This window comes from Aliisedimentitalea sp. MJ-SS2 (assembly GCF_032586155.1).
In the GTDB taxonomy this organism is placed as follows: domain Bacteria; phylum Pseudomonadota; class Alphaproteobacteria; order Rhodobacterales; family Rhodobacteraceae; genus JAWHTC01.
Window position 1 is genome coordinate 1,037,310 of the sequence record NZ_JAWHTC010000002.1, and the last position, 20,298, is coordinate 1,057,607.

Sequence of the window (20,298 nt, forward strand, 5' to 3'; positions counted from 1 at the left end):
AGGGGTTTAACCCGTGCACCTTCAGCGCCGTCATTTCCTGACCCTTGCCGCCAGCGCCGCGCTGGCCGGTCCGGTACGTGCTGCAGGAAAGCTCAAACTCGTGGCAACTACCGGCATGATCGCCGACACTGCCCGCCAAATTGGTGGCGATCTGGTCGAGGTGCAGGCGCTGATGGGCCCCGGCGTTGACCCCCATTCCTATCGCCAGACCCGCTCCGACATTGTAACGCTCACGCGCGCCGATGTCGTTTTGCGCCACGGTCTCTATCTCGAGGCGCAGATGGAGGACCTCTTCGATAAACTCTCGCGTCGTGTGTCGATGCATGCGGTTGGCGTCGCCGTGCCGCCGGAACAGCTGATCGCGCACCCGAACTATGCTGACAAGAAAGACCCGCACGTCTGGATGGTGCCGACCCTCTGGACCCATGTCGTCCGCCAGATCGCCGGTGCCATCATTGCCAAGCTGCCCAATGCGCAGGACCAGATCGAGGCCAGCACTGTCGCTTACCTGACCCAGATGCAGGCGTTGCAATCCTATGCCGAGACCACGCTTGCCACCGTGCCCGAACCGGCTCGGGTCTTGCTGACCGCCCATGATGCCTTCGGCTATTTCGGCCGCAGTTTCGGCTATGAGGTGATCGGCATTCAGGGCATCTCGACAGAATCCGAGGCTGGTCTCAACCGCATTGCCGAGCTGGTCGACCTTTTGGTCACGCGCAAGATCACCGCCACCTTTGTCGAAACCTCGGTTTCCGACCGCAACATCCGCGCCCTGATCGAAGGCGCCGCGGCACGCGGTCACATGGTGCAAATCGGTGGCGAGCTGTTCTCTGACGCCATGGGCCCCGACGGCAGCTATGAAGGCACCTATATCGGCATGATTGACCACAATGTTACAACCATCGCCCGCGCCTTGGGCGGCACCGCACCGGACAGGGGGCTGAATGGCCGTCTCGCCGCCGGATCGTGAGGACCCAATGACCCAACTCGAACTGGCTTCGCAAAACGGTCAGACCGTCACCGACACATCGCTTGACGCCGCCGCCCTTGCCATTCGCGGTCTCACGGTCAGCTATGGTGAGAAACCCGCCGTTTTTTCGGTCGATGCCACTTTTCCAAAGGGCGTGATGAGCGCGATCATCGGTCCCAACGGCGCCGGAAAATCGACCCTGCTCAAGGCCGCGCTGGGTATCGTCAAACCAATTTCGGGCACCGTGCGTGTCATGGGGCAGCCGATTGCCGAGCAAATGCACACCATCGCCTATGTGCCGCAACGCGCCAGCGTTGATTGGGACTTCCCCGCGCGGGTGATCGACGTGGTGCTGATGGGCCTTTCCCGCGAGTTGGGCCTCTTGCGCCGCACCCGCAAGGCGCATACCGACAAGGCCATGTCCTGCCTGACACGCGTCGGCATGCAGGACTTTGCCCATCGCCAGATCGGGCAGCTTTCCGGTGGTCAGCAACAGCGTGTTTTCCTCGCCCGCGCCTTGGCGCAAGAGGCGCATGTCTATCTTCTGGATGAACCTTTCGCCGGGGTCGATGCCGCCACCGAAAAGGCCATCATCAACGTGCTGAAATCCCTGCGGGACGAAGGCAAGACTGTCATTGCCGTGCATCACGACCTGGCCACCATCCCCGAGTATTTCGACCATGTCTTCCTGATCAACACCACCCGCGTGGCCGAGGGCCCGGTGGACACGGCCTTTACCCAGGACAATCTGCAAACCGCCTATGGTGGTCGCCTTGCAGCTGGACAAATCAATAATCTGGCAGTCTGATCCATGCTTGACCTCGGCTATAACGCGGCGCTCGTGGCAGTCGGTGCGACCTTGTTGGGCGTGGCAGCCGGGGTGACCGGAACTTTCCTATTCCTGCGCAAACGGGCGCTGGTGTCGGACGCCATCTCCCACGCCACCCTGCCCGGCGTTGCGCTGGCCTTCATGGTCATGGTTGCGCTGGGTGGCGATGGCCGCTCCCTGCCCGGCCTCCTTCTTGGATCCGCCATGTCGGCCTGGGCTGGTCTGTTGGCCGTCAGCTGGCTGTCGCGCCGGACCCGCCTGGCCGAGGACGCTGCCATCGGCGCGGTTCTTTCTGTCTTCTTCGGCTTCGGGATAGTGCTTCTTACCGTTATTCAGTCTCTGAATGCGGGTCGTCAGGCGGGCTTGGAAGGATTTCTGCTCGGCTCCACTGCAGGCATGCTCTACACCGACGCCTTGGTTATTGTCGTGGGCGGCGCACTTGCCCTCGCCTTGGTTCTGCTGCTCAGACGCCCGATGCTGATCGTCACCTTTGACCCTGAATACGCTGCCGCCACCGGCCGGGATGTCACCCGGATCGACCTTGCCATGATGGGGCTTGTTCTCGCCGTCACGGTGGTGGGGCTCAAGATTGTCGGCCTGATCCTGATCGTCGCTCTGCTGATCATACCCCCGGCTGCCGCACGCTTCTGGACGGACCGCGCCGACCGCGTTGTTCTCTTGTCCGGCGCACTGGGCGGCATCGCTGGTCTTGTCGGAACGCTGCTGTCGGCCTCCGCGCCCAACCTGCCCACTGGCCCGATCATTGTACTCGTCGCCTTCGCGCTTTTTGCCACCGGCTTCTTCCTGTCGCCCCATCGCGGAATCCTTGCTGCCGCGCTACGATATCGTCACTACCAGCGTCAGGTCCACGTCCGCCAAGGTCTGCTTGCCTTGGCTCAGGGACAACCGATCTACGAACGCCTTACCCTGCGTCTGTTGCGCCGCGCAGGTCACGCCCGTCCCGATGGCGTGGCCACCGACCAAGGCAGAGCCGCTGCCGCCAAATCCCTGCTTGATGAACGTCGCTGGCAGCTCCTGCGCGCGGATCCCGATTTCGAAGCCGCCGCTGCGCTTTATGACGGGTTGCGCCCGATCGAGTCTGTTCTGACCGCTGATCAGATCGCCTTGATCGACCGCACGCTTACACCAGAGGCCCTGGTATGAGCGGCGCCGAGTTTGTCCCCCTCTCGTTGCCGCCACTCTTGATCGGCACATTCGCCGCGCTGGCCTGTGCCATTCCGGGCAATTTCCTTGTGCTGCGCAAACAAGCCCTGATCGGTGATGCGATCAGTCACGTCGTCTTGCCTGGCATCGTCATCGGCTTCCTGATCACCGGCACCGTTTCGACCTGGCCGATGATGCTGGGCGCGGCGGGGGCTGCGATTCTCGCGGTGGTGTTGATCGAAACAATCCGCCGCCTTGGGCGGATCGAGCCAGGCGCCGCAATGGGGGTGGTGTTCACCACGCTTTTTGCCGCCGGGGTACTGCTTTTGGAACAGTCCGATACCTCGACCGTGCACCTCGATGTGGAACACGCGCTTTACGGGAACCTCGAAAGCCTGATCTGGCTTGACGCCATGGGGTGGGAGTCGCTTCTGGATACACAGGCCCTTGCTGGCCTCCCGCCAGAGCTTCCCCGCATGGCAATTGTATTCCTTGCCATCACCGTCCTGACCATTGCCTTCTGGCGCCCGCTCAAGATCGCCACCTTCGACGAGGGCTTTGCCCGCGCCATCGGCTTGCCGGTCACCGCGCTGTCCATGGGTCTGGTGATCGCCGCCGCCATCGCTGCCGTCGCTGCCTTCGATGCGGTCGGTTCGATTATCGTCATCGCCATGTTCATCTGCCCGCCAGCGGCTGCCCGGCTGATGACCAACCGCCTCGAACATCAACTTCTGTGGAGCGCGGGTTTCGCTATCCTCTCTGCGGTGCTCGGCTACGTCCTTGCGGGTTACGGTCCGCTCTGGCTTGGTTTCAACAACTCAGTCAGCGCGGCAGGCATGATTGCTACCGTGTCGGGCATGATCCTCGCTGTTGCGGCGCTCATCGGCCCTTGTCGCAGTCGCACCGGAGCGGCACAGGAAATCTAACTCCGCGCCACTGGAACACCCTGTTTGGTCAGTGCTTCGACATAGCTGTCAGCCCAAACGCCTTCGCCCAGAACGACCACCTGTTGCCCCAGCCAGAAAACCTTAGTTGCGGCCATTTCGGCTCCAAGCAAAGCACCCAGAATCTCGTCTCTATTGCCGCCCAACTCGGCCGCACGCAGGTGCATCGCCAACTTTTCGGGTCGCACCATCGTATCGCCCAGCTGTTCCATCTCCGGCACGGCGCCCTCGGCCCCCAATGCCGATGCCAATCGTACCGTCAGGAAGGATTGGAAACTAACCACCTCACCGGCACTCAGATGCACCCAATGGCTCGGATCGCTCGGGATCACCACCACCCCGTCCCACTTCGGATTGGCCTTGGCAAAACCCGCTACCAGCGCTCGCGCTTCCGGTTCCAACCGCCCGCGCGGTTGTCTCTGGATCAATGCACCCTGTCCCTCGGCCGGTGCCGGCACCATAACCCCGTCGCTCATCAAATCACCCCTGCGGCGTCATGTTCTTGCGTGCCCGGCCCCGTTTCAGACCCAGGCGATGTTCCCTCAGGATAATCACCACGCCGGCGCAAATGACAATCCCCGCCCCGATCAGCATCTGCCCGGTTGGCACCTCGTCAAAGACAAAGTAGCCGATCACCAGCGCAAACAGCATCGACGCATAGTCAAACGGCGCCACTACACTCGCCCCTGCAAAGCGATAAGCCGAGGTCAGCAGGATTTGTCCAACCCCCCCGATCAGCCCAGCCAGGATCAACAGCGTCGCCTCGTATCCGCTGGGCATGATCCAGCCAAACGGCAGAGTGAAAAGCGAAAACACCGTCGCGCTCAGCGAAAAGTAGAACACGATGGCCGAGGTCTGTTCGGTTGCCACCAGCTTGCGAATGTAAACCTGCGCCAATGCGGCACAGCCCGCCCCTGCGAGAACCACCAGCGCGCCCAGCGCCTGGGTTGTCTCGACCGTGTCGCTGGAAAACGCCGTCAGGCGCGGTGACAAAACCACCAACACCCCGACAAGGCCAAGGCCAACCGCACTCAGCCGGAAGAACCCCACCGGTTCATTCAGAAACATCGCGGCAAAAACCACCGTCAGGATCGGTGCGGCAAACCCGATCGCCGTAACCTCGGGCAGGGGCAACAGACCCAGCCCCGCAAACATCAGCCCCATCGCGGTGGTGCCGACAAACCCGCGCCAGAAATGGCCAATGGGGGACGCCACCTTCAGACCGGTGCGCAAATCGCCCCGTGCCCAAAGCCAGCCGATGATCACTGGAATGGCAAAGAACGAGCGGAAGAAAACCGCCTCTCCCGGCGGCACGTGATCCGACACCGCCTTGATCAGCGAAGCCATGGTGACAAACATCACCACCGAAGCCAGTTTCAGGGCAATTCCCTTGAGCGGCGACATCGCGCGTCCTTTCCGTTGTCACCGGGCTACGGGGCAGGGCGCGCAAAATCAATCTTTGTCGCGAGATAGCCGCTATGCGCGCGGCGAAAGGCTCATGTGGCAGTGTTTATGTTGGGTGGCGCGTTCGGGCTCGTACCAGACATTAGCCGCGGGTTGCACCAAAGGCAGCAACGCGGGACGTCTGCCGACGTTCGCTGCAACTGCACCAAGGTCAGCTGTACAGATAGAGCTGATTTTTTGGAACCTCTGTGCGCAATCTCCGTTGCCATGATCACGACTATCCATACGCCAATCGGACGGACGGTGAAACCGAGCCTTTCAGGCCGAACAGTCGGCCCAACGCCGCCTGTTGCCAATTGTATTGCCCGAGATCCGGTTCCCGCGTTATGCGGGCAGGTCCATATATGCAGAGGGTTGCATCAAGACGCACGACTAGTGACTAACACGACGCTTTAGCTGAGAAAATCGGAACACGATGCCGCCGGCTTTGCATGACCTGCGGCCGGCCCTTACCACTCCGAGATCCGGACGTTCCGATATGATACCGAGACGTTGTCGGCGTCAGGGATATTCTTGGCACCGAAGAGGCCATATCTGAACTGAATCTCACCGCCTTCGGCCAAATTGGGTCTGCCAGATGTGTCGGCAATTACCTTTCCATCGCATTCGACCACAAACACACCGGGCGTTTTGTCCTTGAGGGATTTGCGCGGCGTGGAGTCGTAGTGGATGCGCACAGAGACCTTGTGCCAGTCACCAAAACCGTCCGCAGAGATGCAGTCGCGTGCTCGGAAGGTGTAGCCATCGTTGTTCAGTTCGAAACCGTAAAGCATATCGGTAACAGTCTTGAATTGGACGGCGGTCAGTCGTTCGTTGAGTGCGCTGTAGCTGAAGTCCTCCGGAACGAAGATTTCCCATTCGTACAAACGCCGGTCTCCGGCACCTGCCGTTGATGTTTCGAAATACTCGATTCTGTTTTGTTCGCGGGCGCAATCGGTGGTGGTGATATTTAACTCGGTAGAAAAGTATTCAACATCGCTGCACTCGCCCGAAAGTAGTTGGAACGTCTCGCTTCCGTCGGCGTTTCGAACAGGGGCATCCGCACGAGGCGTGGTCAAGTCAAAACTCTCGGCAGCGGCTGGGCTGGCAAGTAACAAGGCAACTGAAATTGCAAGAGTGCGCGGCGGCACACCCGTCCGTGCAGTGCGCATTAAAAGATTGTTCGCTATTCTCGTCACACGTTTCATCAAGTATCCTCAATCTTGGGAGCGGAAGATGCTCCTCCCCGTTGCCGAAGGGCCACTGTCGGAAAAGTCGAGACAGTGGGCATTGGCGATGGTTGAATTGGAGGACCAGCCGATGCGATTTACCAAACGAAAAACCTTAAAATCTTCTGAAATCCCTCTGGGAACCGTGGTTGTTGAGCGGACAACCGGCCGGGTCTACGACTTGGCCGGAAGCGAAATAGAGCTGAGGCATCAATCCCGCGAAGTCCTTCTGGCATTGGCAAAAAATGCCGACCAGACAGTAACGCGAGACGCGCTGATCGACGAAATCTGGTCGGGCCGCGCCGTTGCGGCCGACAGCGTTGCGCAATGCATCGCAGAAATCCGGCGCGTGGTGGGCGATACCGAAAAACGCATAATCGAAACTGTTCCGCGCGAGGGCTACAGGCTGGTCCTGCCCGTCCCGGAAACCCACTCCACGACATCAACGAAACGGCTTGGCTCCTATTCGATGGTGGCCGCCCTCGCGGTTTTCGCCCTGATCACCGCCTATGTTCTGACGCGCCCCGACGACGCAACCGATGCACCGGTGGTTGCCGTTCTGGCATTCGAAGATTTCTCTGCCGAGCCACACAAAGGCTTCTTGAGCGACGCCATCAGTGAAAACATCATAACCGCCTTGGCACGGTTTCCACAGATGGCAGTCATTTCGCGCCGCTCCAGCTTTCAGTTTCGCGACTCGCCTCAAGGGATTGCCGAGATCGCCAAGGCGCTTGGGGCCGATTTGGTTCTTGAAGGTAGCCAACAATATGACGGCTCCCGACTGAGGATCACCGCGCAATTGATCGACGGCGCAACAGAAGCCCATATCTGGGCGGATGAGTTCGACGTGCCCTTGGGCGCGATGCTTGAGGCAAACAGCGAAATCAGTCGAATGATTGCCAAGGCTGTAGGCACAAGCGTAATCGATACCGCAGCCGCCAGCATGTCCGCTGGCGATGTCAGTGCCTTGATGATCTCGAATGCAGCACAAAGCCGGATCATGCGAAGCTTCACGCGCGAGAACCTGCTGATCAATATCGAGGAACAGGAAAGGTCGATAAAAGACTACCCGGAATCTGCCTGGGGTTTTCTGGGTCAGGCCCTGTCGTTGCGTATTGGGCTTCAATACGGCTGGATCGAAGGCGACGAAGTGGCACTCCGCAAGCGGATGTACGATCTCGCCCGCCGAGGCGTCGAGCTCGATCCTAACAATTTCATGGCCTACCATGCGCTCGGGCGGGCTTTGATGTTCGACGGCCAAGTCGAAGACGCGACACGCGCATTCGAGCGCGGGATCGAACTGAATCCTTCGTCCACCATCGTTGGCAACGGGCTCGCGGTATCGCAGATATACCAGGGCAAGTCGGATGAGGCCTTGGCGACACTTGATCAGCTGGAGCGCATTGATCCGCTCAAACACTTTGACCTTCAATGGAACAAGGCGTGGGCGTTGTGGCAGAAAGGGGACTGTGACGAGGCTCTGGCTTCCTTCAAGTCAGCGCCCTCAATGCCAATCGCGGCCAACAAACTCCTTGCAGCCATCCACCATTGCATTGGCGACAAAGACAATGCGACGAAGGCCATGGATGAGTACCTTGCGGAGAACCCTCACTGGACCGTTTCGCGGGTGAAGAGCATAGAATCCCGGATGTGGACGGCCCCCGGTGTATTGGATCGCTGGCTCATCGCGATGGAGGCATCCGGAATGCCTCGGCATTGATGGCGTCCCGCAATCGCAGCATGCAGACAATCATCCATCGCGCAGAAAAACGCACTTTGGGCTCGAAACTGACTTTCGCTGCACCAAGGTTGAATTGCGGCTGTGAACCGAAAGCCATCTACCTGATCTTGCTCACCCGCAGTGCCGGTCCACAACCCGTTGCACCATCGGTGCGAAATGCTCGTATCCGGGCGTTACCATGTCCGGATCCTTCCCAGCCTCATCCAGGTAACGCACTTTGATGATGTCTTCGAGGTTCGGGTTCTTCGCGAACGCCGTCCTCTCTTCGTCATTCATCGGCCCGCCTTGAAGGTTCAGAGAATGCACCGAGGCTTCGCTCAGCAGGCCGAAGTATTCCGGGCGCGCGGCGCACAGATACCGCTTGGCCGCCACGTGATAGCGCACGCAATCTGTCACCACCGAAGGAAAGAACTGCTCCAGCAATTCCGCGCCGGCGTCTTCGTGATGGCGGTCCTCGGTGTCGTCCATGCTGAACGTGCCGAACTCCGATGTGAAATGACCGATATCATGCAACAGCGCCGCAACGATGATCTCTTCGCTCTCACCTTGTGCCTCGGCAATCGCCGCGCCTTGCAGCATATGTTCGGCCATGGTCACAGGCTCGCCCAGGTATTCCTCATCGCCGCGACGGGTGAATACATCGCCTATGAACTCGACTATATTTGCTTGTGTTAGAGACTGGAAATCCGGTGTCATGCCGCCCCTTCCGTCAACGCCGCGTGGGTGGATCGTACCCCGTCCATGTCTGCATAACAGCCCTGAAGCCATCGCGATCCTTCCCCGGAATAACCCTTGCGTGCATGTAGCACCCGCGTGTTCTGGACCACGAAACTCTCTCCTGGGTTCAGCTTGAATGTGACCTCCATCGCCGGATCATCAATGATTTCACCCAGCCGCCGATAGGCCGCGTAATAGCTTTCCATGTCCTCGTAAGGCACGTCCGTGATCGCTGCCGTCGAGCGGTTGTTGAACCGCACCGCGATCAGTTCCCCGTCTGGTGCCAGCTCGATCATCGGACGGCGTGACCGCAAGATCACCCCGTCGCTTCCGGCATATTCGAACCGCGCGCAATACCGGCTCAGCAACTCAAACCCCCCTGGGTTTTCCTCGCGCAGCCGCAACGCACAGGCAAACCCGTCCACCACCATGTTCTCGCCGCCCTCTGCCGAGTTCTCCAGGCAATAGAGGATCTGCACCGTCGGCACCGGGTCGCGATAGGGGTTGTCGGTATGTGCCTGCAACCCCAGTCCGGTATAGGCAAGGTTGGTCGGGTTCACTTCGGTGCGCACCTCGAACCAGCGGCCATAGTTGGTTTCGCGGATATGCCCGAACAGGTCGGCAACTTTCGCCAATGATCCCGGCTCCACCGGCCCGCCCGTCAGCTTGGCAAAGCCATGCCGTACCAATCCGCCCAGCCACGCGGCGCGCGCTCCGGAATCGTCTCTAACCTTGCTGAATTCGCCCTCAGGGATCGCATTCATCAATCCGGCATCCCAGGGAGTGATCCCTTCCGCCAACCAACCTTGTTCGTCCGCGCCGTCGCAATCATATCCATGATCCATCAGCCAACCGAGGTCAAAAACCACGCGCTTATCCTCGGGGTCGAACCGAATGTTCAGCCGGTCGCCTTCAACCCCAGCCGCGCCAATCACCGTCCCGTCCGGAATATCTCGAAGTGCGATCAACCGCTGCCCGTTCCCCGGGTCTCGCGTCTCCGCATCCCGGGCATTGTCGCGCAGCCATATGGCGTGGAATCGCATCCTCTGCCCGCCATGCTCAACCGCCAATGCAGCCCCGCCCTCAAGAATGGAAACTTCTGTCATCGCGTCCTCCCTGTTTGCCCGCCATGTTCGGTGGGGCAGGGGGTCTCAATCAATCATGTCTGCGACGCTCTACTGTGCCTAAAAACGACACAGGCGTGTGACAGGGGCGACCTCAGTCCGGTGCCAGCATGTACCCGGCACCCCGTACCGTCTGCAAATACCGCGGCTGCTTCGGGTCCGCCTCGATCTTGCGGCGCAGCCGGGTGATCTGTACATCAACTGCCCGCTCCTGCGCCTGACCTCCATCACGGCCCAGGTCCTCGACCAGCTTGGTGCGGCTCACCGCTTCGCCCGGGCTGGCGGCAAAGATGCGCATCAACTGCCCCTCGGTTGCGGTCAGCCGGATCAACTCGTCACCCTGCCACAGCTCGCCCCGGTCGATGTCGTAACGGATCGCGCCCAAGTGTAGCACCTTGGGCCGGATATCCTCGCCAGCCACATCCGGTACCCGCCGCAGGATCGCATTGATCCTGAGCAGCAATTCCTTCGGTTCGAACGGCTTCGACAGGTAGTCATCAGCGCCTGCTTCAAGCCCCGCTATCCGGTCGTCGGTCTCTCCCTTCGCCGTCAAAAGCAGGATCGGCACGTTTGATGATTTGCGCAGATCGCGAGTCAGCGCGATCCCGGTTTCCCCCGGCATCATCACGTCCATTACGATCAGGTCGAAATCCAGACCACTCAGTATTCGCCGGGCGTGCGCTCCGTCCCGTGCTCCGGTCACAAGGAACCCGCTGCGGATCAGGAATTTCTGCAGCAGCGTGCGAATTCGCTCGTCATCGTCAACGATCAGCAGATGCGGTTCGAAATCACTCATGATCCACCCTCTTTCAGCGCGCTGTATTTGCGTCGGATTTCTGGATCCATCATCGCTTCCAACACCGCCCGAAACCCGGTCACCGCCTCGGGCCCTGCCTTGCGATAGGCTGCCCGCATCCGCGCCCGCTGGGCGTCGCTAAGACGTCGTTCAAGCGCCAGCCCATCCTCGGTCAGATACAGGTTCCGTTCCCGCCTGTCGGTCTTGCCTACCATGCTTTCCACAAGGCCATCTTCCATCAATGTGCGCAACACACGGTTCAGTGACTGCTTGGTGACACCGAGGATTTCCAACAAGTTGTTCACCGTCGTCCCTGGTGCCCGTGCAATGAAGTGAAGCGCCCGGTGATGCGCCCTGCCATAGGCCATCCCAGCCAGGATGCGATCGGGATCGGCGGTAAAGCTGCGATAGGCGAAAAACACCGCCTCGATGCCTTGCCGCAGTTGCTCATCGGTCAGGAATAGCAGGCTGTCGCTGCCGGAACTCTCTGACATGGCCCATACCTCTCAGTTCACAAATAACCGCTCGCCCTGTCATAATACGTCAGCTTTGTTGACATTCCAAGGTGCAACTGGTAGCGAATCGAGGCTTTAGCGAAATTTTATGTCCGATGCGGACGTAAGTTGCGCAACAAATGAAAACCCCAAGGGCCTCGAAGGAGAGAGATGATGACAGGCTATGATGATCGCGACGGCAAGATCTGGTTGGACGGACAACTGGTAGATTGGCGCTCGGCCAACGTACACATCCTGTCGCATGCGCTGCACTATGCCTCGTCGGTATTCGAAGGCGAGCGCCTCTATAACGGCAAGATCTTCCTCAGCCGCAAGCATTCCGAACGGCTGCTGAAATCGGGCGAATATCTCGACATGCCGATCCCCTATTCCGTCGATCAGATCGAGGCCGCCAAACAGGCTGTTGTCGACGCCAACGGGTTGGAAAACGCGTACGTTCGTGCCGTGGCTTGGCGCGGGGCCGGCGAAGATATGGGCGTCAGTTCCGCCCGCAACCCCGTTCGCATGGCGGTCGCCGCTTGGGAATGGGGCGATTATTACGGCGAAGCCAAGTTCAAAGGCGCCAAGTTGGACGTGGCCAAATGGAAACGGCCCAGCCCAGAGACCATCCCGGTCCACGCCAAGGCGGCAGGTCTCTACATGATCTGCACCATGTCCAAACACGCCGCCGAGGCCAAGGGCTGCTCGGACGCCATGTTCCTCGACTATCGCGGCTACGTGGCCGAGGCGACCGGCGCCAACATCTTCTTCGTGAAAGATGGCGAGGTCCACACGCCCAAACCCGACGCCATCCTCAACGGCCTGACCCGCCAGACCGTGATCGGAATGCTGGAACAGCGCCAGATCAAGGTGCACGAACGCTACATCGAGCCCGACGAGCTCTCGTCGATGGAGCAATGCTGGCTGACCGGTTCGGCGGCCGAGGTCACCCCTGTGGGCCAGATCGGTGATTGGAATTTCGAGGTCGGTGATCTGACCAAGGATATTTCGACAAGTTACGAGAAACTTGTTCGCGAATAACCCGGTGCTGACACCCTGACAAACTCCTTTCTGTCAGAGGTTGAATTTACCCTTCTGCCCAACTCGGTGCAGAAGGGTTTTTTCATGCAATGCATCGGTGACGAATGTCTTTTGCCTAGGCCGGCGATCCAAGATCGCGACCGCCTCGCGTGTCGCCGCATTGCTAGGGGGCTGGCCATTTTTGGTTTTCGTGCCGGTGTTGGTTATGCCATTGCTCCGATGCCGTGTGACGCGGAACCTCAAAGCCACTTGGCCATCGCGCCAACGGCGGTGAAGGTCTCGGAGATTTTCGCACGATAGTGGCAGCACCGCACGCTGCGTTAGCCTTTTGTGTCGTTAACGCGTAAAGCAAAAAATGCCCGACAGGTGCCCGACAGATAGCAGACGGATTCCAGCCCCCAAAACCCGGACCGTACGGTGTCGTTAACCTTTACCCTGCGCGGCCTTGAAATAGCGTTGCAGCTTGGCCATTCCGCCGATCCAACGGTCGTAATCCTGTACCTTGTTCTGCATGTAACCAGCGACGTTTTCGTGCGGCAAAACAAGGAACTTTTCGTCTCGGATCGCTTGCAGCGTATCCTCGGCAACCCGTTGAGTTGAAAGGATTCCATCCGCCGTCGCCGGGTTTTCGCCCGCGCCACGCACCATCTCGGTATCCACCCCTTGCGGGCACAAAACCGTTACCCGGATATTGTCGTCCTTGTGACCCAGCGCCAAGGCCTCGGCAAAGCCCACGGCGGCGTGTTTGGTGACCCCGTAAACCGCTGATCCCACTTGATTTAACAGCCCTGCCGCGCTTGCCGTGTGCATGAAGTACCCACCCCCGCGCGCCTTCATTTTCGGAATCAGATGGCGGGCGGCGTGAACATGGGCCATGACGTTCACGGCCCAGGCCTTGTTCCACTCCTCGGTGCTGGCGAACGCGATGTTATCGAAAGATTCATCAAGCCCGGTCAGGATGCCCGCATTCGAGCAAAACAGATCAATCGGCCCAATCTCGTCTTCCACCCGGTCGATCATCGCTTCCATTTGCGTCTGATCGCCGACGTCACAGGCCATCGCCGTGCCACTGGTCATGTCAGCAGTTTCCTGCGCGCCTTGGAGCTTCAGGTCGACGGCCACCACATGTGCGGCACCGGCCTCCTTCAACGCGACACACAGCGCCCGCCCAATACCCTGCGCTGCGCCAGTGACCACGGCGACTTTTCCTTGAATTTCGATAACTTGCCCCTCCCTGACCCGCGCAATGAAAAACGCTTCGCCTTATTGAAAGGCGAAGCGCTCAATGCTTGCAAGTTTTCCGCTGCGTCGGTTACGTCCCGGTGATCCCACGCATCCGCTCGGAACGCCGCCGCAGCAGTTCCACCGCCGTCAGCAGGGCAATCGAGATGATCACCAGGATCGTCGCCACCGCCAAGATCGTCGGGCTGATCTGCTCGCGAATACCGCTGAACATCTGCCGTGGAATGGTCCGTTGCTTCACGTCCGCCAATTGCAGCACCACAACCACCTCGTCGAATGAAGTGATAAAGGCAAACAGGCCGCCGGAAATCACACCCGGCAGGATCAAAGGCATCTGCACCTTGAAGAAGGTCTTAACCGGCCCGGCACCCATGTTGGCCGCAGCCCGTACAAGGCTCTGATCAAAGCTGACCAGCGTCGCCGTCACTGTGATGATAACAAACGGTGTGCCCAAGGCGGCGTGGGCCAGGATCAACCCGACATAGGTCTTGGCCAGGCCCACATCCGAGAAGAAATAGAACAGGCCCGACGCGGTGATCACCAGCGGCACGATCATGGGCGAGATCAAAAGCGCCATGATTCCGCGACGATAGGGCATTTCCGATCGGCTCAGGCCGATGGCGGCCAGCGTGCCCAGCGCCGTTGACAGCAGCGTCGCCCAAATGCCGATCCAGAAGCTGTTCTTGATCGACCGCACCCATTGCGCGTTGTTCCACATGTCCGACCACCAGCCGCTCACGGCTTCCGGTGCGGCCATGCCGTTCTTCAGGATGTCCCAGTACCAGCGCAAGCTATAGGCCTCGCTGTCCAGTGCCAGCATGCCAGGCGTAAAGCTGAAATAGGGTTCCTGGTTAAACGACAGCGGGATCAGGATGATGATCGGTGTGATCAGGAACAGGAAAATCAAGCCGCAGATCGTACGGAACGCATAGAACCAAAGCACCTCGCCTGACGTAGCGTAGGGCGGGACGTTAAGACGATAGTTACCCGAGCTAAGCCAAAGTGACATGCGACCGATGAAATAGCCCACCACGCCCATCAATACGCCATAGGCAAAGCTGAAGACCTGCCAACCCAGTACGAAGAACAGAAGTGTGACCCCAAACCCTGCTAGAGCACGGTTTTGCGTCACATTGGGTACGATCAGAGCTACGAGGCCGAACAGAACCGCGCCCACCGCCAGGTAGGGCAGAAAGAGTGCGAAATTTCCTTGCGCCGTAGCAAGCCCGATGATGGCACCAAATCCGGCCAGCCACGCGATGTTGAACCACGTTGGCGGTTGCGGAGGGATGTATCTGTATTCGCCAGTGCTCATGCTCGTCACCCCAGTTTCATATTGTCGATGCCGACGATGCGGTCATAGAGCCAGAACATGAACAGCACGAAGACAAGAAGCACGAGGCCCAGCGCCGCAGCAAGGTTCCAGTTCAGCGATTTGCGCATGTGGAAGTCGATGATGTTCGAGATCATCTGACCGTCCTGCCCACCAACAAGGGCCGGCGTGATGTAGTAGCCGATGGCAAGGATAAAGACGAGAAGCGCACCGGCACCGATCCCAGGCACCGACTGCGGGAAATAGACCCGCCAGAAGGCCGTTGCGGGTTTGGCACCCATCGACTTTGCCGCGCGGACATAAGAGGGCGGTATCGTCTTCATCACCGAATAGAGCGGCAGGATCATGAACGGCAGCAGGATATGTGTCATCGAGATCAGCGTGCCGGTCTTGTTGTAGATCAGGCTGAAACGGTCATCATCTGTTGCCAATCCAAACACGACAAACAGGTCGTTCAGAACCCCCTGACCCTGCAACATGGCAATCCATGCCGTGGTCCGCACCAGAAGCGAGGTCCAGAACGGCAGCAGCACCAGGATCAGAAGAAGGTTCGAGGTCTTTACCGACAGCGTCGACAACAGGTACGCCACCGGGTAGCCCAAGAGCAGAGTGAACACTGTCACCAGGAACGAGATTTCCAGAGTCCGATAGAATAGCATCCCGTGAATCCGCCGCTCTTCGCTTTGGCGCGAGAATGATCCATCGGCGTTGTATTTCAAGTCGACCGCGGCGGCGACATAGCCGGGGTTGAACTTCTTGGCCGAGATCTTGACCGCTTTCCAGGTCTCGATATCCGCCCATTTCTTGTCCTTTTTGATCAGGGCATCCAGATAGGGCGGCTCCATCTTCTTGGCGCTACGAGCGGACTTGGTGAACAGGCTGCGCGTGCCGGACTTCTCGCGATTCACGCGGGTCGCGACCTTGCCGATGTTCTTGGTTTCTCGCGCGACTATCAGGTCGGCCACCATGGCGGCGGCCATCTCTTCCGTAGGGTCCGAAACCGCGTCCCAATTTGCCACCGCTGCCGTCGAATTCGGCATCAGATCGGCATAGCGCGAGTCGTACACGCTTTGCGTCAAAAGCAGGATGATCGGAACGATGAAGGAAATGATGATAAAGGCCAGCAGGGGAAAGACCAGGCCAAAGGCGCGAACCCGCGAACGGAACAGCGTCTGCGCCAGCTTTTTCTTAAGCGGGGTGCCGTCGGCGGCCAGGATCGGACCGGAAGTATCGCTCATAAGTGTCACGCCTTGGGGTTGGTCTTGTCAGGGGATGGGGAAGGGCCGTGCGGCCCCTCCCCAATGCTCACGTCAGGATTACTTGGCCAGCCAAGCGTTGAAACGCTCGTTCAACTCGTCCTGGTTGTCGGCCCAGAACTCAAAGTCGTTCTGAATCGCAGTCGCGAAGTTTTCCGGCGCGGTGGGCATTTGTGGACCCATCGCAAGGTCAGGCTTGGTAGCGTAGTTGCCAACCAGCGGAGCCGAAGACTTGCGCGCCGGGCCGTAGGAAATCCACGAGGCTTGTGCTGCCAGCTGCTCGGTCGCGGTCGAGAACGCCAGGAAGTCCATTGCCAGGTCCTTGTTCGGCGCACCCTTCGGCATCACCCACAGGTCAAGGTCAAACACCTGTCCGTCCCAGACGATTTCGAACGGCTTGTCTTCGGCTGCAACCGCGTTGAAGATACGGCCGTTATAGGCGGTGGTCATGGCGACTTCGCCATCTGCCAGAAGCTGCGGCGGTTGTGCGCCAGCTTCCCACCAGACAGTGCTGTCCTTGATGGTGTCGAGCTTGGCAAACGCACGGGCCACACCTTCTTCGGTGCCCAGCATTTCATAGACGTCGGTGTTGGCAACGCCATCGGCGATCAGAGCCATTTCCAGGTTCGCCTTGGGGCCTTTACGAAGGCCGCGCTTGCCCGGGAACCCTTCCAGGTCAAAGAAATCGGCCATGGTTTTCGGGCCGTTTTCCATTTTCGAGCTGTCATAGGCATAGATGGTCGACCACACGATGTTGGCAACAGCACACTCGGAGACCGCGCCGTCGATGAAGTCTTCCATCGCCGGGGTGCCATCCGGCGCCGGCGGCAGGATCGCCGGGTCGATGGTTTCCAGTAGGCCTTCGTCGCAGCCGCGCACGGCGTCCGAAAGCTCAACGTCGACCAGATCCCAGGTCACGTTGCCAGCTTCAACTTGGGCTTTCACCTCGGCCAGGCCACCGTTGTAGTCCTCGGACACGATGGTGTTGCCGGTCTTGGCCATCCAGGGTTTGTGATAGGCTTCAACTTGCGACTTGGTGTATGCGCCGCCCCAGCTTACTACGGTGATTTCGCCTGCCGTCGCTGCACCTGCCGCAAAGGCAAGTGCAGTGGTGGCAAGGAGAGTTTTCGTCAGTTTCATAAGTTACTCCCTATGTCTCCCGGTTACTCGTTTTTTGGCACAATGGTCCGGGTATGTATTGCGCCAGGGGTTGAACCGGGCATGGGCGAGCCACCCCCGGCAAATTCCTTGTACGATCAGGCGTCCAGCGCCCGGCAATCTTCGGGCAGCCAGCCAATTTCGATCTGCTCACCAGGTTTCAGGCGAACCTGGTCGGGGGCGTTCCGGCTTTTGATGACGAACTCATCATTGCCCGCCACGCGCAGCTTGGTGCGGAAGCTGTCGCCCATGTAAATGAACTCCAGAACCTCGGCCTTGAGAAGATGCGCGCCCTCTTGCAACCGGTCTTTGTTGAATTCCACCCGCTCCGGGCGAATCGAAACGCGTGTGCGCTCACCCGGCTGGCCGACATTGACCGGTTTGCAGTCGATCAACTCGCCGTCGTCAAGCTCAACAAGGGCAAGACCGTTGTTGATCTCTTTGACCACGCCTTCCAGCGTGTTGTTCTCTCCGATGAATTGCGCCACGAAACTGTTTTCCGGCTCTTCATACAGTTGATCCGGCGGGGCAATCTGTTGAATGCGGCCGTCATCGAACACCGCAACCCGGTCCGACATGGTCAGCGCCTCGGTCTGGTCGTGGGTCACGTAAACCACGGTGATACCAAGGCTGTGGGCCAAGTGGGTGATCTCGAACTGCATCTTTTCGCGCAGTTGTTTGTCGAGCGCGCCCAGCGGTTCGTCCATCAGAACCAGTTCCGGTTCAAACACCAGCGCACGGGCCAGGGCGACGCGCTGTTGCTGACCACCCGAAAGCTGTGCCGGCCGACGCGCGCCAAAGCTGCCCATTTCGACCATATCGAGGGCGCGGCGCACTTTTGTTTCGCGGTCGGATTTGCCGATTTTGCGGACTTCCAACGGAAACGAGAGGTTCTCCTCGATCGTCATGTGCGGGAAGAGGGCGTAATTCTGGAACACCATGCCGATACCGCGCTTGTGCGGTGGGATGTTGTTGATCGGCCTGCCATCCAGCTTGATCTCGCCATGGGTGGCGGTTTCAAAACCGGCTAGCATCATCAGACAAGTTGTCTTGCCCGAACCGGACGGCCCAAGCATGGTCAGAAACTCGCCGCGTGGCATTGTCAGGTTGAGGTCTTTTACGACGAGCTGTTCCCCGTCATAGCTTTTCTGCACGCGTTCGAATTCCACGAACGCATTTTCGTTTTGCGCATCAGCCAAGTCTGACTCCCTGTCAGTATATGTGGGCTTTCACCCTTCTTTGACAGCAATGTAAAACCACAGTTGCCGGGTCATGCAACCAGTTTGCGGCATTTTAGAGCAGAATCCGCATTTTGTTCAGAAATCGGGCCGTTTTTAGCAGGTATGCCCTATGAGCGGCGTAGTAACGGACCCGCAATGGTTGCGGGTCCGTCAATGTGCGTAGCACTGAATCAGCTCGCAGCTTGCATCAACCCGTCCTTTTCGACCTGGGCCAAGCACTCGTCCAGCGACAGGGTGGCCCGCTCGATCAGCAGGTCGATTTCGGGTTTCGAAATCACCAGCGGCGGAGAAATGATCATCCGATCGCCAACGTGACGCATGATCACGTTGTTGGCAAAGCAACGTTCCCGGCAGATATAGCCGACTGTGCCCGGATCGCTGGCAAACTTGGCGCGGGTTTCCTTGTTTGGGGTCAGCGCGATTGACCCCATCATGCCGACGATGCTGGCTTCGCCCACCAGCGGGTGCTCGGCCAAGCTTTTCCATTTTTCTTGCAGGTAGGGGCCGGTGTCGGTTGCGACGCTGTCGATGATGCCTTCCTCGTCCAGGATGCGCAGGTTTTCCAACGCAACAGCGGCGGCGACCGGGTGGCCGGAATAGGTGTAGCCGTGGTTAAATTCACAAGCCCCCAGAACGCTCGCCACCTCGTCAGACACGATCGATCCGGCAATCGGCGCGTAACCCGAACTGAGGCCCTTGGCGATGGTCATGATGTCGGGGCGGATATTCACGGTTTGGCTGCCGAACCAATTGCCAGTGCGGCCAAAACCACAGATAACTTCGTCCGCGATCAGCAAGATTTCATGCTCGTCACAAATTCGTTGGATTTCCGGCCAATAAGTCGAAGGCGGCACGATCACGCCACCTGCACCCTGAATCGGTTCGGCGATGAAGGCAGCGACCTTGTCTTCGCCCAGTTCCTGAATGGCCTTTTCCAGTTCGCGCGCGCGGGCCAGACCAAATTCCTCGGGGGTCATGTCCCTACCTTCGGCCCACCAATTGGGTTGGTCGATATGGTGGATACCGGGAATCGGCAAACCACCCTGTTCATGCATTGGAGTCATGCCGCCCAAGCTCGCCGCTCCCACGGTTGAGCCGTGATACGCGTTTTTTCGGCTGATGATGATCTGCTTTTCCGGTTTACCTTTCTGCGCCCAATACACCCGCACGGCGCGCAGGTTGGTATCGTTCGCTTCAGACCCCGACCCGGCAAAGAACACGTGGTTCAGATCGCCCGGTGCCAGTTCGGCTAGGCGTTGCGATAGGGCAATCGCGGGGACATGTGTGGTCATGAAGAACGTGTTGTAATACGGCAGTTCCCGCATTTGGCGTGCCGCAACCTCAGCAAGCTCGTCCCGGCCATAGCCGACATTGACGCACCACAGACCGCCCATGCCGTCGAGGATTTCATTGCCTTCGCTATCGGTCAGCATCACGCCCTTGGCACGGGTGATGATCCGCGCGCCTTTGGCGGCAAGTTCGTCCCCGGTGGTGAACGGGTGCATATGGTGCGCGGCATCAAGGGCCTGCAGTTCGGCGGTGGGCATGTGGTTGGTGATCTGCGCCATGGGGGCCT

19 protein-coding genes are annotated in these 20,298 nt (G+C 59.3%); 6 read left to right on the forward strand and 13 right to left on the reverse strand.

The window, feature by feature from the left end:
- Positions 1–13 precede the first annotated feature (13 nt).
- The 4 genes from RXV86_RS11615 to RXV86_RS11630 are packed head-to-tail and all read left to right on the forward strand — an operon-like array spanning position 14 to position 3,889.
- Entirely contained in the window at positions 14–970 is a 957-nt protein-coding gene (locus tag RXV86_RS11615; RefSeq protein WP_316299780.1) for a zinc ABC transporter substrate-binding protein, read from the forward strand.
- 7 nt (positions 971–977) lie between these two features.
- Complete coding sequence (locus RXV86_RS11620) at positions 978–1,778, forward strand: metal ABC transporter ATP-binding protein (protein WP_316300263.1); 801 nt, start codon at positions 978–980, stop codon at positions 1,776–1,778.
- Positions 1,779–1,781: 3 nt separating this feature from the next.
- Positions 1,782–2,963: a metal ABC transporter permease gene (locus tag RXV86_RS11625; protein WP_316299782.1), complete on the forward strand. Its 1,182-nt coding sequence runs from the start codon at positions 1,782–1,784 to the stop codon at positions 2,961–2,963.
- Positions 2,960–3,889, forward strand: a complete 930-nt coding sequence (locus RXV86_RS11630; protein WP_316299783.1) for a metal ABC transporter permease — start codon at positions 2,960–2,962, stop codon at positions 3,887–3,889. The genes RXV86_RS11625 and RXV86_RS11630 overlap by 4 nt, the downstream gene beginning before the upstream one ends.
- Here RXV86_RS11630 and RXV86_RS11635 read toward each other — a convergent pair.
- The 3 genes from RXV86_RS11635 to RXV86_RS11645 form a co-directional block, all read right to left on the reverse strand.
- A complete protein-coding gene (locus RXV86_RS11635; RefSeq protein ID WP_316299785.1) occupies positions 3,886–4,383 on the reverse strand; it encodes a 2-dehydro-3-deoxygalactonokinase in 498 nt (165 codons plus the stop codon). The two genes, RXV86_RS11630 and RXV86_RS11635, sit on opposite strands and share 4 nt — an antisense overlap.
- 4 nt (positions 4,384–4,387) lie before the next feature.
- Positions 4,388–5,311, reverse strand: a complete 924-nt coding sequence (locus tag RXV86_RS11640; protein ID WP_316299787.1) for a DMT family transporter — start codon at positions 5,309–5,311, stop codon at positions 4,388–4,390.
- 509 nt (positions 5,312–5,820) lie between these two features.
- The gene (locus RXV86_RS11645; protein WP_316299790.1) at positions 5,821–6,522 is read right to left on the reverse strand and encodes a hypothetical protein; all 702 of its coding nucleotides are present in this window, start codon (positions 6,520–6,522) and stop codon (positions 5,821–5,823) included.
- Between RXV86_RS11645 and RXV86_RS11650 the strand changes: the two genes are divergently transcribed.
- Positions 6,515–8,299, forward strand: coding sequence for a winged helix-turn-helix domain-containing protein (locus tag RXV86_RS11650; protein ID WP_316299793.1), 1,785 nt, complete (start codon positions 6,515–6,517; stop codon positions 8,297–8,299). The two genes, RXV86_RS11645 and RXV86_RS11650, sit on opposite strands and share 8 nt — an antisense overlap.
- A 132-nt stretch (positions 8,300–8,431) precedes the next feature.
- Here the strand turns inward: RXV86_RS11650 and RXV86_RS11655 are convergent, their stop codons facing one another.
- From RXV86_RS11655 to RXV86_RS11670, 4 genes are all read right to left on the reverse strand, one after another.
- Positions 8,432–9,016, reverse strand: a complete 585-nt coding sequence (locus RXV86_RS11655) for an HD domain-containing protein (protein ID WP_316299795.1) — start codon at positions 9,014–9,016, stop codon at positions 8,432–8,434.
- Entirely contained in the window at positions 9,013–10,143 is a 1,131-nt protein-coding gene (locus RXV86_RS11660) for a TauD/TfdA family dioxygenase (RefSeq protein ID WP_316299797.1), read from the reverse strand. The genes RXV86_RS11655 and RXV86_RS11660 overlap by 4 nt, the downstream gene beginning before the upstream one ends.
- A 112-nt stretch (positions 10,144–10,255) precedes the next feature.
- Positions 10,256–10,957 (reverse strand): response regulator, encoded by a 702-nt coding sequence (locus tag RXV86_RS11665; protein WP_316299800.1) that lies wholly within the window; start codon positions 10,955–10,957, stop codon positions 10,256–10,258.
- Complete coding sequence (locus RXV86_RS11670) at positions 10,954–11,451, reverse strand: MarR family transcriptional regulator (protein WP_316299803.1); 498 nt, start codon at positions 11,449–11,451, stop codon at positions 10,954–10,956. The genes RXV86_RS11665 and RXV86_RS11670 overlap by 4 nt, the downstream gene beginning before the upstream one ends.
- A 174-nt stretch (positions 11,452–11,625) precedes the next feature.
- Here RXV86_RS11670 and RXV86_RS11675 point away from each other — a divergent pair, with 174 nt between their 5' ends.
- A complete protein-coding gene (locus RXV86_RS11675; protein WP_316299805.1) occupies positions 11,626–12,492 on the forward strand; it encodes a branched-chain amino acid aminotransferase in 867 nt (288 codons plus the stop codon).
- A 423-nt stretch (positions 12,493–12,915) separates the two neighbouring features.
- Here RXV86_RS11675 and RXV86_RS11680 read toward each other — a convergent pair whose 3' ends face one another.
- The 6 genes from RXV86_RS11680 to RXV86_RS11705 all read right to left on the reverse strand — a co-directional run bounded on the left by RXV86_RS11680 (position 12,916) and on the right by RXV86_RS11705 (position 20,290).
- Positions 12,916–13,713 (reverse strand): SDR family oxidoreductase, encoded by a 798-nt coding sequence (locus tag RXV86_RS11680; protein WP_316300265.1) that lies wholly within the window; start codon positions 13,711–13,713, stop codon positions 12,916–12,918.
- 91 nt (positions 13,714–13,804) lie between these two features.
- The gene (locus RXV86_RS11685) at positions 13,805–15,049 is read right to left on the reverse strand and encodes an ABC transporter permease (protein WP_316299807.1); all 1,245 of its coding nucleotides are present in this window, start codon (positions 15,047–15,049) and stop codon (positions 13,805–13,807) included.
- A 5-nt stretch (positions 15,050–15,054) separates the two neighbouring features.
- The gene (locus RXV86_RS11690) at positions 15,055–16,305 is read right to left on the reverse strand and encodes an ABC transporter permease (protein WP_316299808.1); all 1,251 of its coding nucleotides are present in this window, start codon (positions 16,303–16,305) and stop codon (positions 15,055–15,057) included.
- A 78-nt stretch (positions 16,306–16,383) separates the two neighbouring features.
- Positions 16,384–17,463, reverse strand: a complete 1,080-nt coding sequence (locus RXV86_RS11695) for an ABC transporter substrate-binding protein (RefSeq protein ID WP_316299812.1) — start codon at positions 17,461–17,463, stop codon at positions 16,384–16,386.
- Between the two features lie 116 nt (positions 17,464–17,579).
- On the reverse strand, positions 17,580–18,680 hold the full coding sequence (locus RXV86_RS11700; RefSeq protein ID WP_316299816.1) for an ABC transporter ATP-binding protein: 1,101 nt from the start codon (positions 18,678–18,680) through the stop codon (positions 17,580–17,582).
- 212 nt (positions 18,681–18,892) lie between these two features.
- Entirely contained in the window at positions 18,893–20,290 is a 1,398-nt protein-coding gene (locus RXV86_RS11705) for an aspartate aminotransferase family protein (protein WP_316299818.1), read from the reverse strand.
- Positions 20,291–20,298 lie beyond the last annotated feature (8 nt).

Coding starts and splice junctions, on each gene's coding strand:
- RXV86_RS11620 (WP_316300263.1), top strand. CDS start 978: ATGACCCAACTCGAACTGGCTTCGCAAAACGGTCAGACCGTCACCGAC.
- RXV86_RS11625 (WP_316299782.1), top strand. CDS start 1,782: ATGCTTGACCTCGGCTATAACGCGGCGCTCGTGGCAGTCGGTGCGACC.
- RXV86_RS11630 (WP_316299783.1), top strand. CDS start 2,960: ATGAGCGGCGCCGAGTTTGTCCCCCTCTCGTTGCCGCCACTCTTGATC.
- RXV86_RS11635 (WP_316299785.1), bottom strand. CDS start 4,383: ATGAGCGACGGGGTTATGGTGCCGGCACCGGCCGAGGGACAGGGTGCA.
- RXV86_RS11640 (WP_316299787.1), bottom strand. CDS start 5,311: ATGTCGCCGCTCAAGGGAATTGCCCTGAAACTGGCTTCGGTGGTGATG.
- RXV86_RS11645 (WP_316299790.1), bottom strand. CDS start 6,522: ATGCGCACTGCACGGACGGGTGTGCCGCCGCGCACTCTTGCAATTTCA.
- RXV86_RS11655 (WP_316299795.1), bottom strand. CDS start 9,016: ATGACACCGGATTTCCAGTCTCTAACACAAGCAAATATAGTCGAGTTC.
- RXV86_RS11660 (WP_316299797.1), bottom strand. CDS start 10,143: ATGACAGAAGTTTCCATTCTTGAGGGCGGGGCTGCATTGGCGGTTGAG.
- RXV86_RS11665 (WP_316299800.1), bottom strand. CDS start 10,957: ATGAGTGATTTCGAACCGCATCTGCTGATCGTTGACGATGACGAGCGA.
- RXV86_RS11670 (WP_316299803.1), bottom strand. CDS start 11,451: ATGTCAGAGAGTTCCGGCAGCGACAGCCTGCTATTCCTGACCGATGAG.
- RXV86_RS11675 (WP_316299805.1), top strand. CDS start 11,626: ATGACAGGCTATGATGATCGCGACGGCAAGATCTGGTTGGACGGACAA.
- RXV86_RS11685 (WP_316299807.1), bottom strand. CDS start 15,049: ATGAGCACTGGCGAATACAGATACATCCCTCCGCAACCGCCAACGTGG.
- RXV86_RS11690 (WP_316299808.1), bottom strand. CDS start 16,305: ATGAGCGATACTTCCGGTCCGATCCTGGCCGCCGACGGCACCCCGCTT.
- RXV86_RS11695 (WP_316299812.1), bottom strand. CDS start 17,463: ATGAAACTGACGAAAACTCTCCTTGCCACCACTGCACTTGCCTTTGCG.
- RXV86_RS11705 (WP_316299818.1), bottom strand. CDS start 20,290: ATGGCGCAGATCACCAACCACATGCCCACCGCCGAACTGCAGGCCCTT.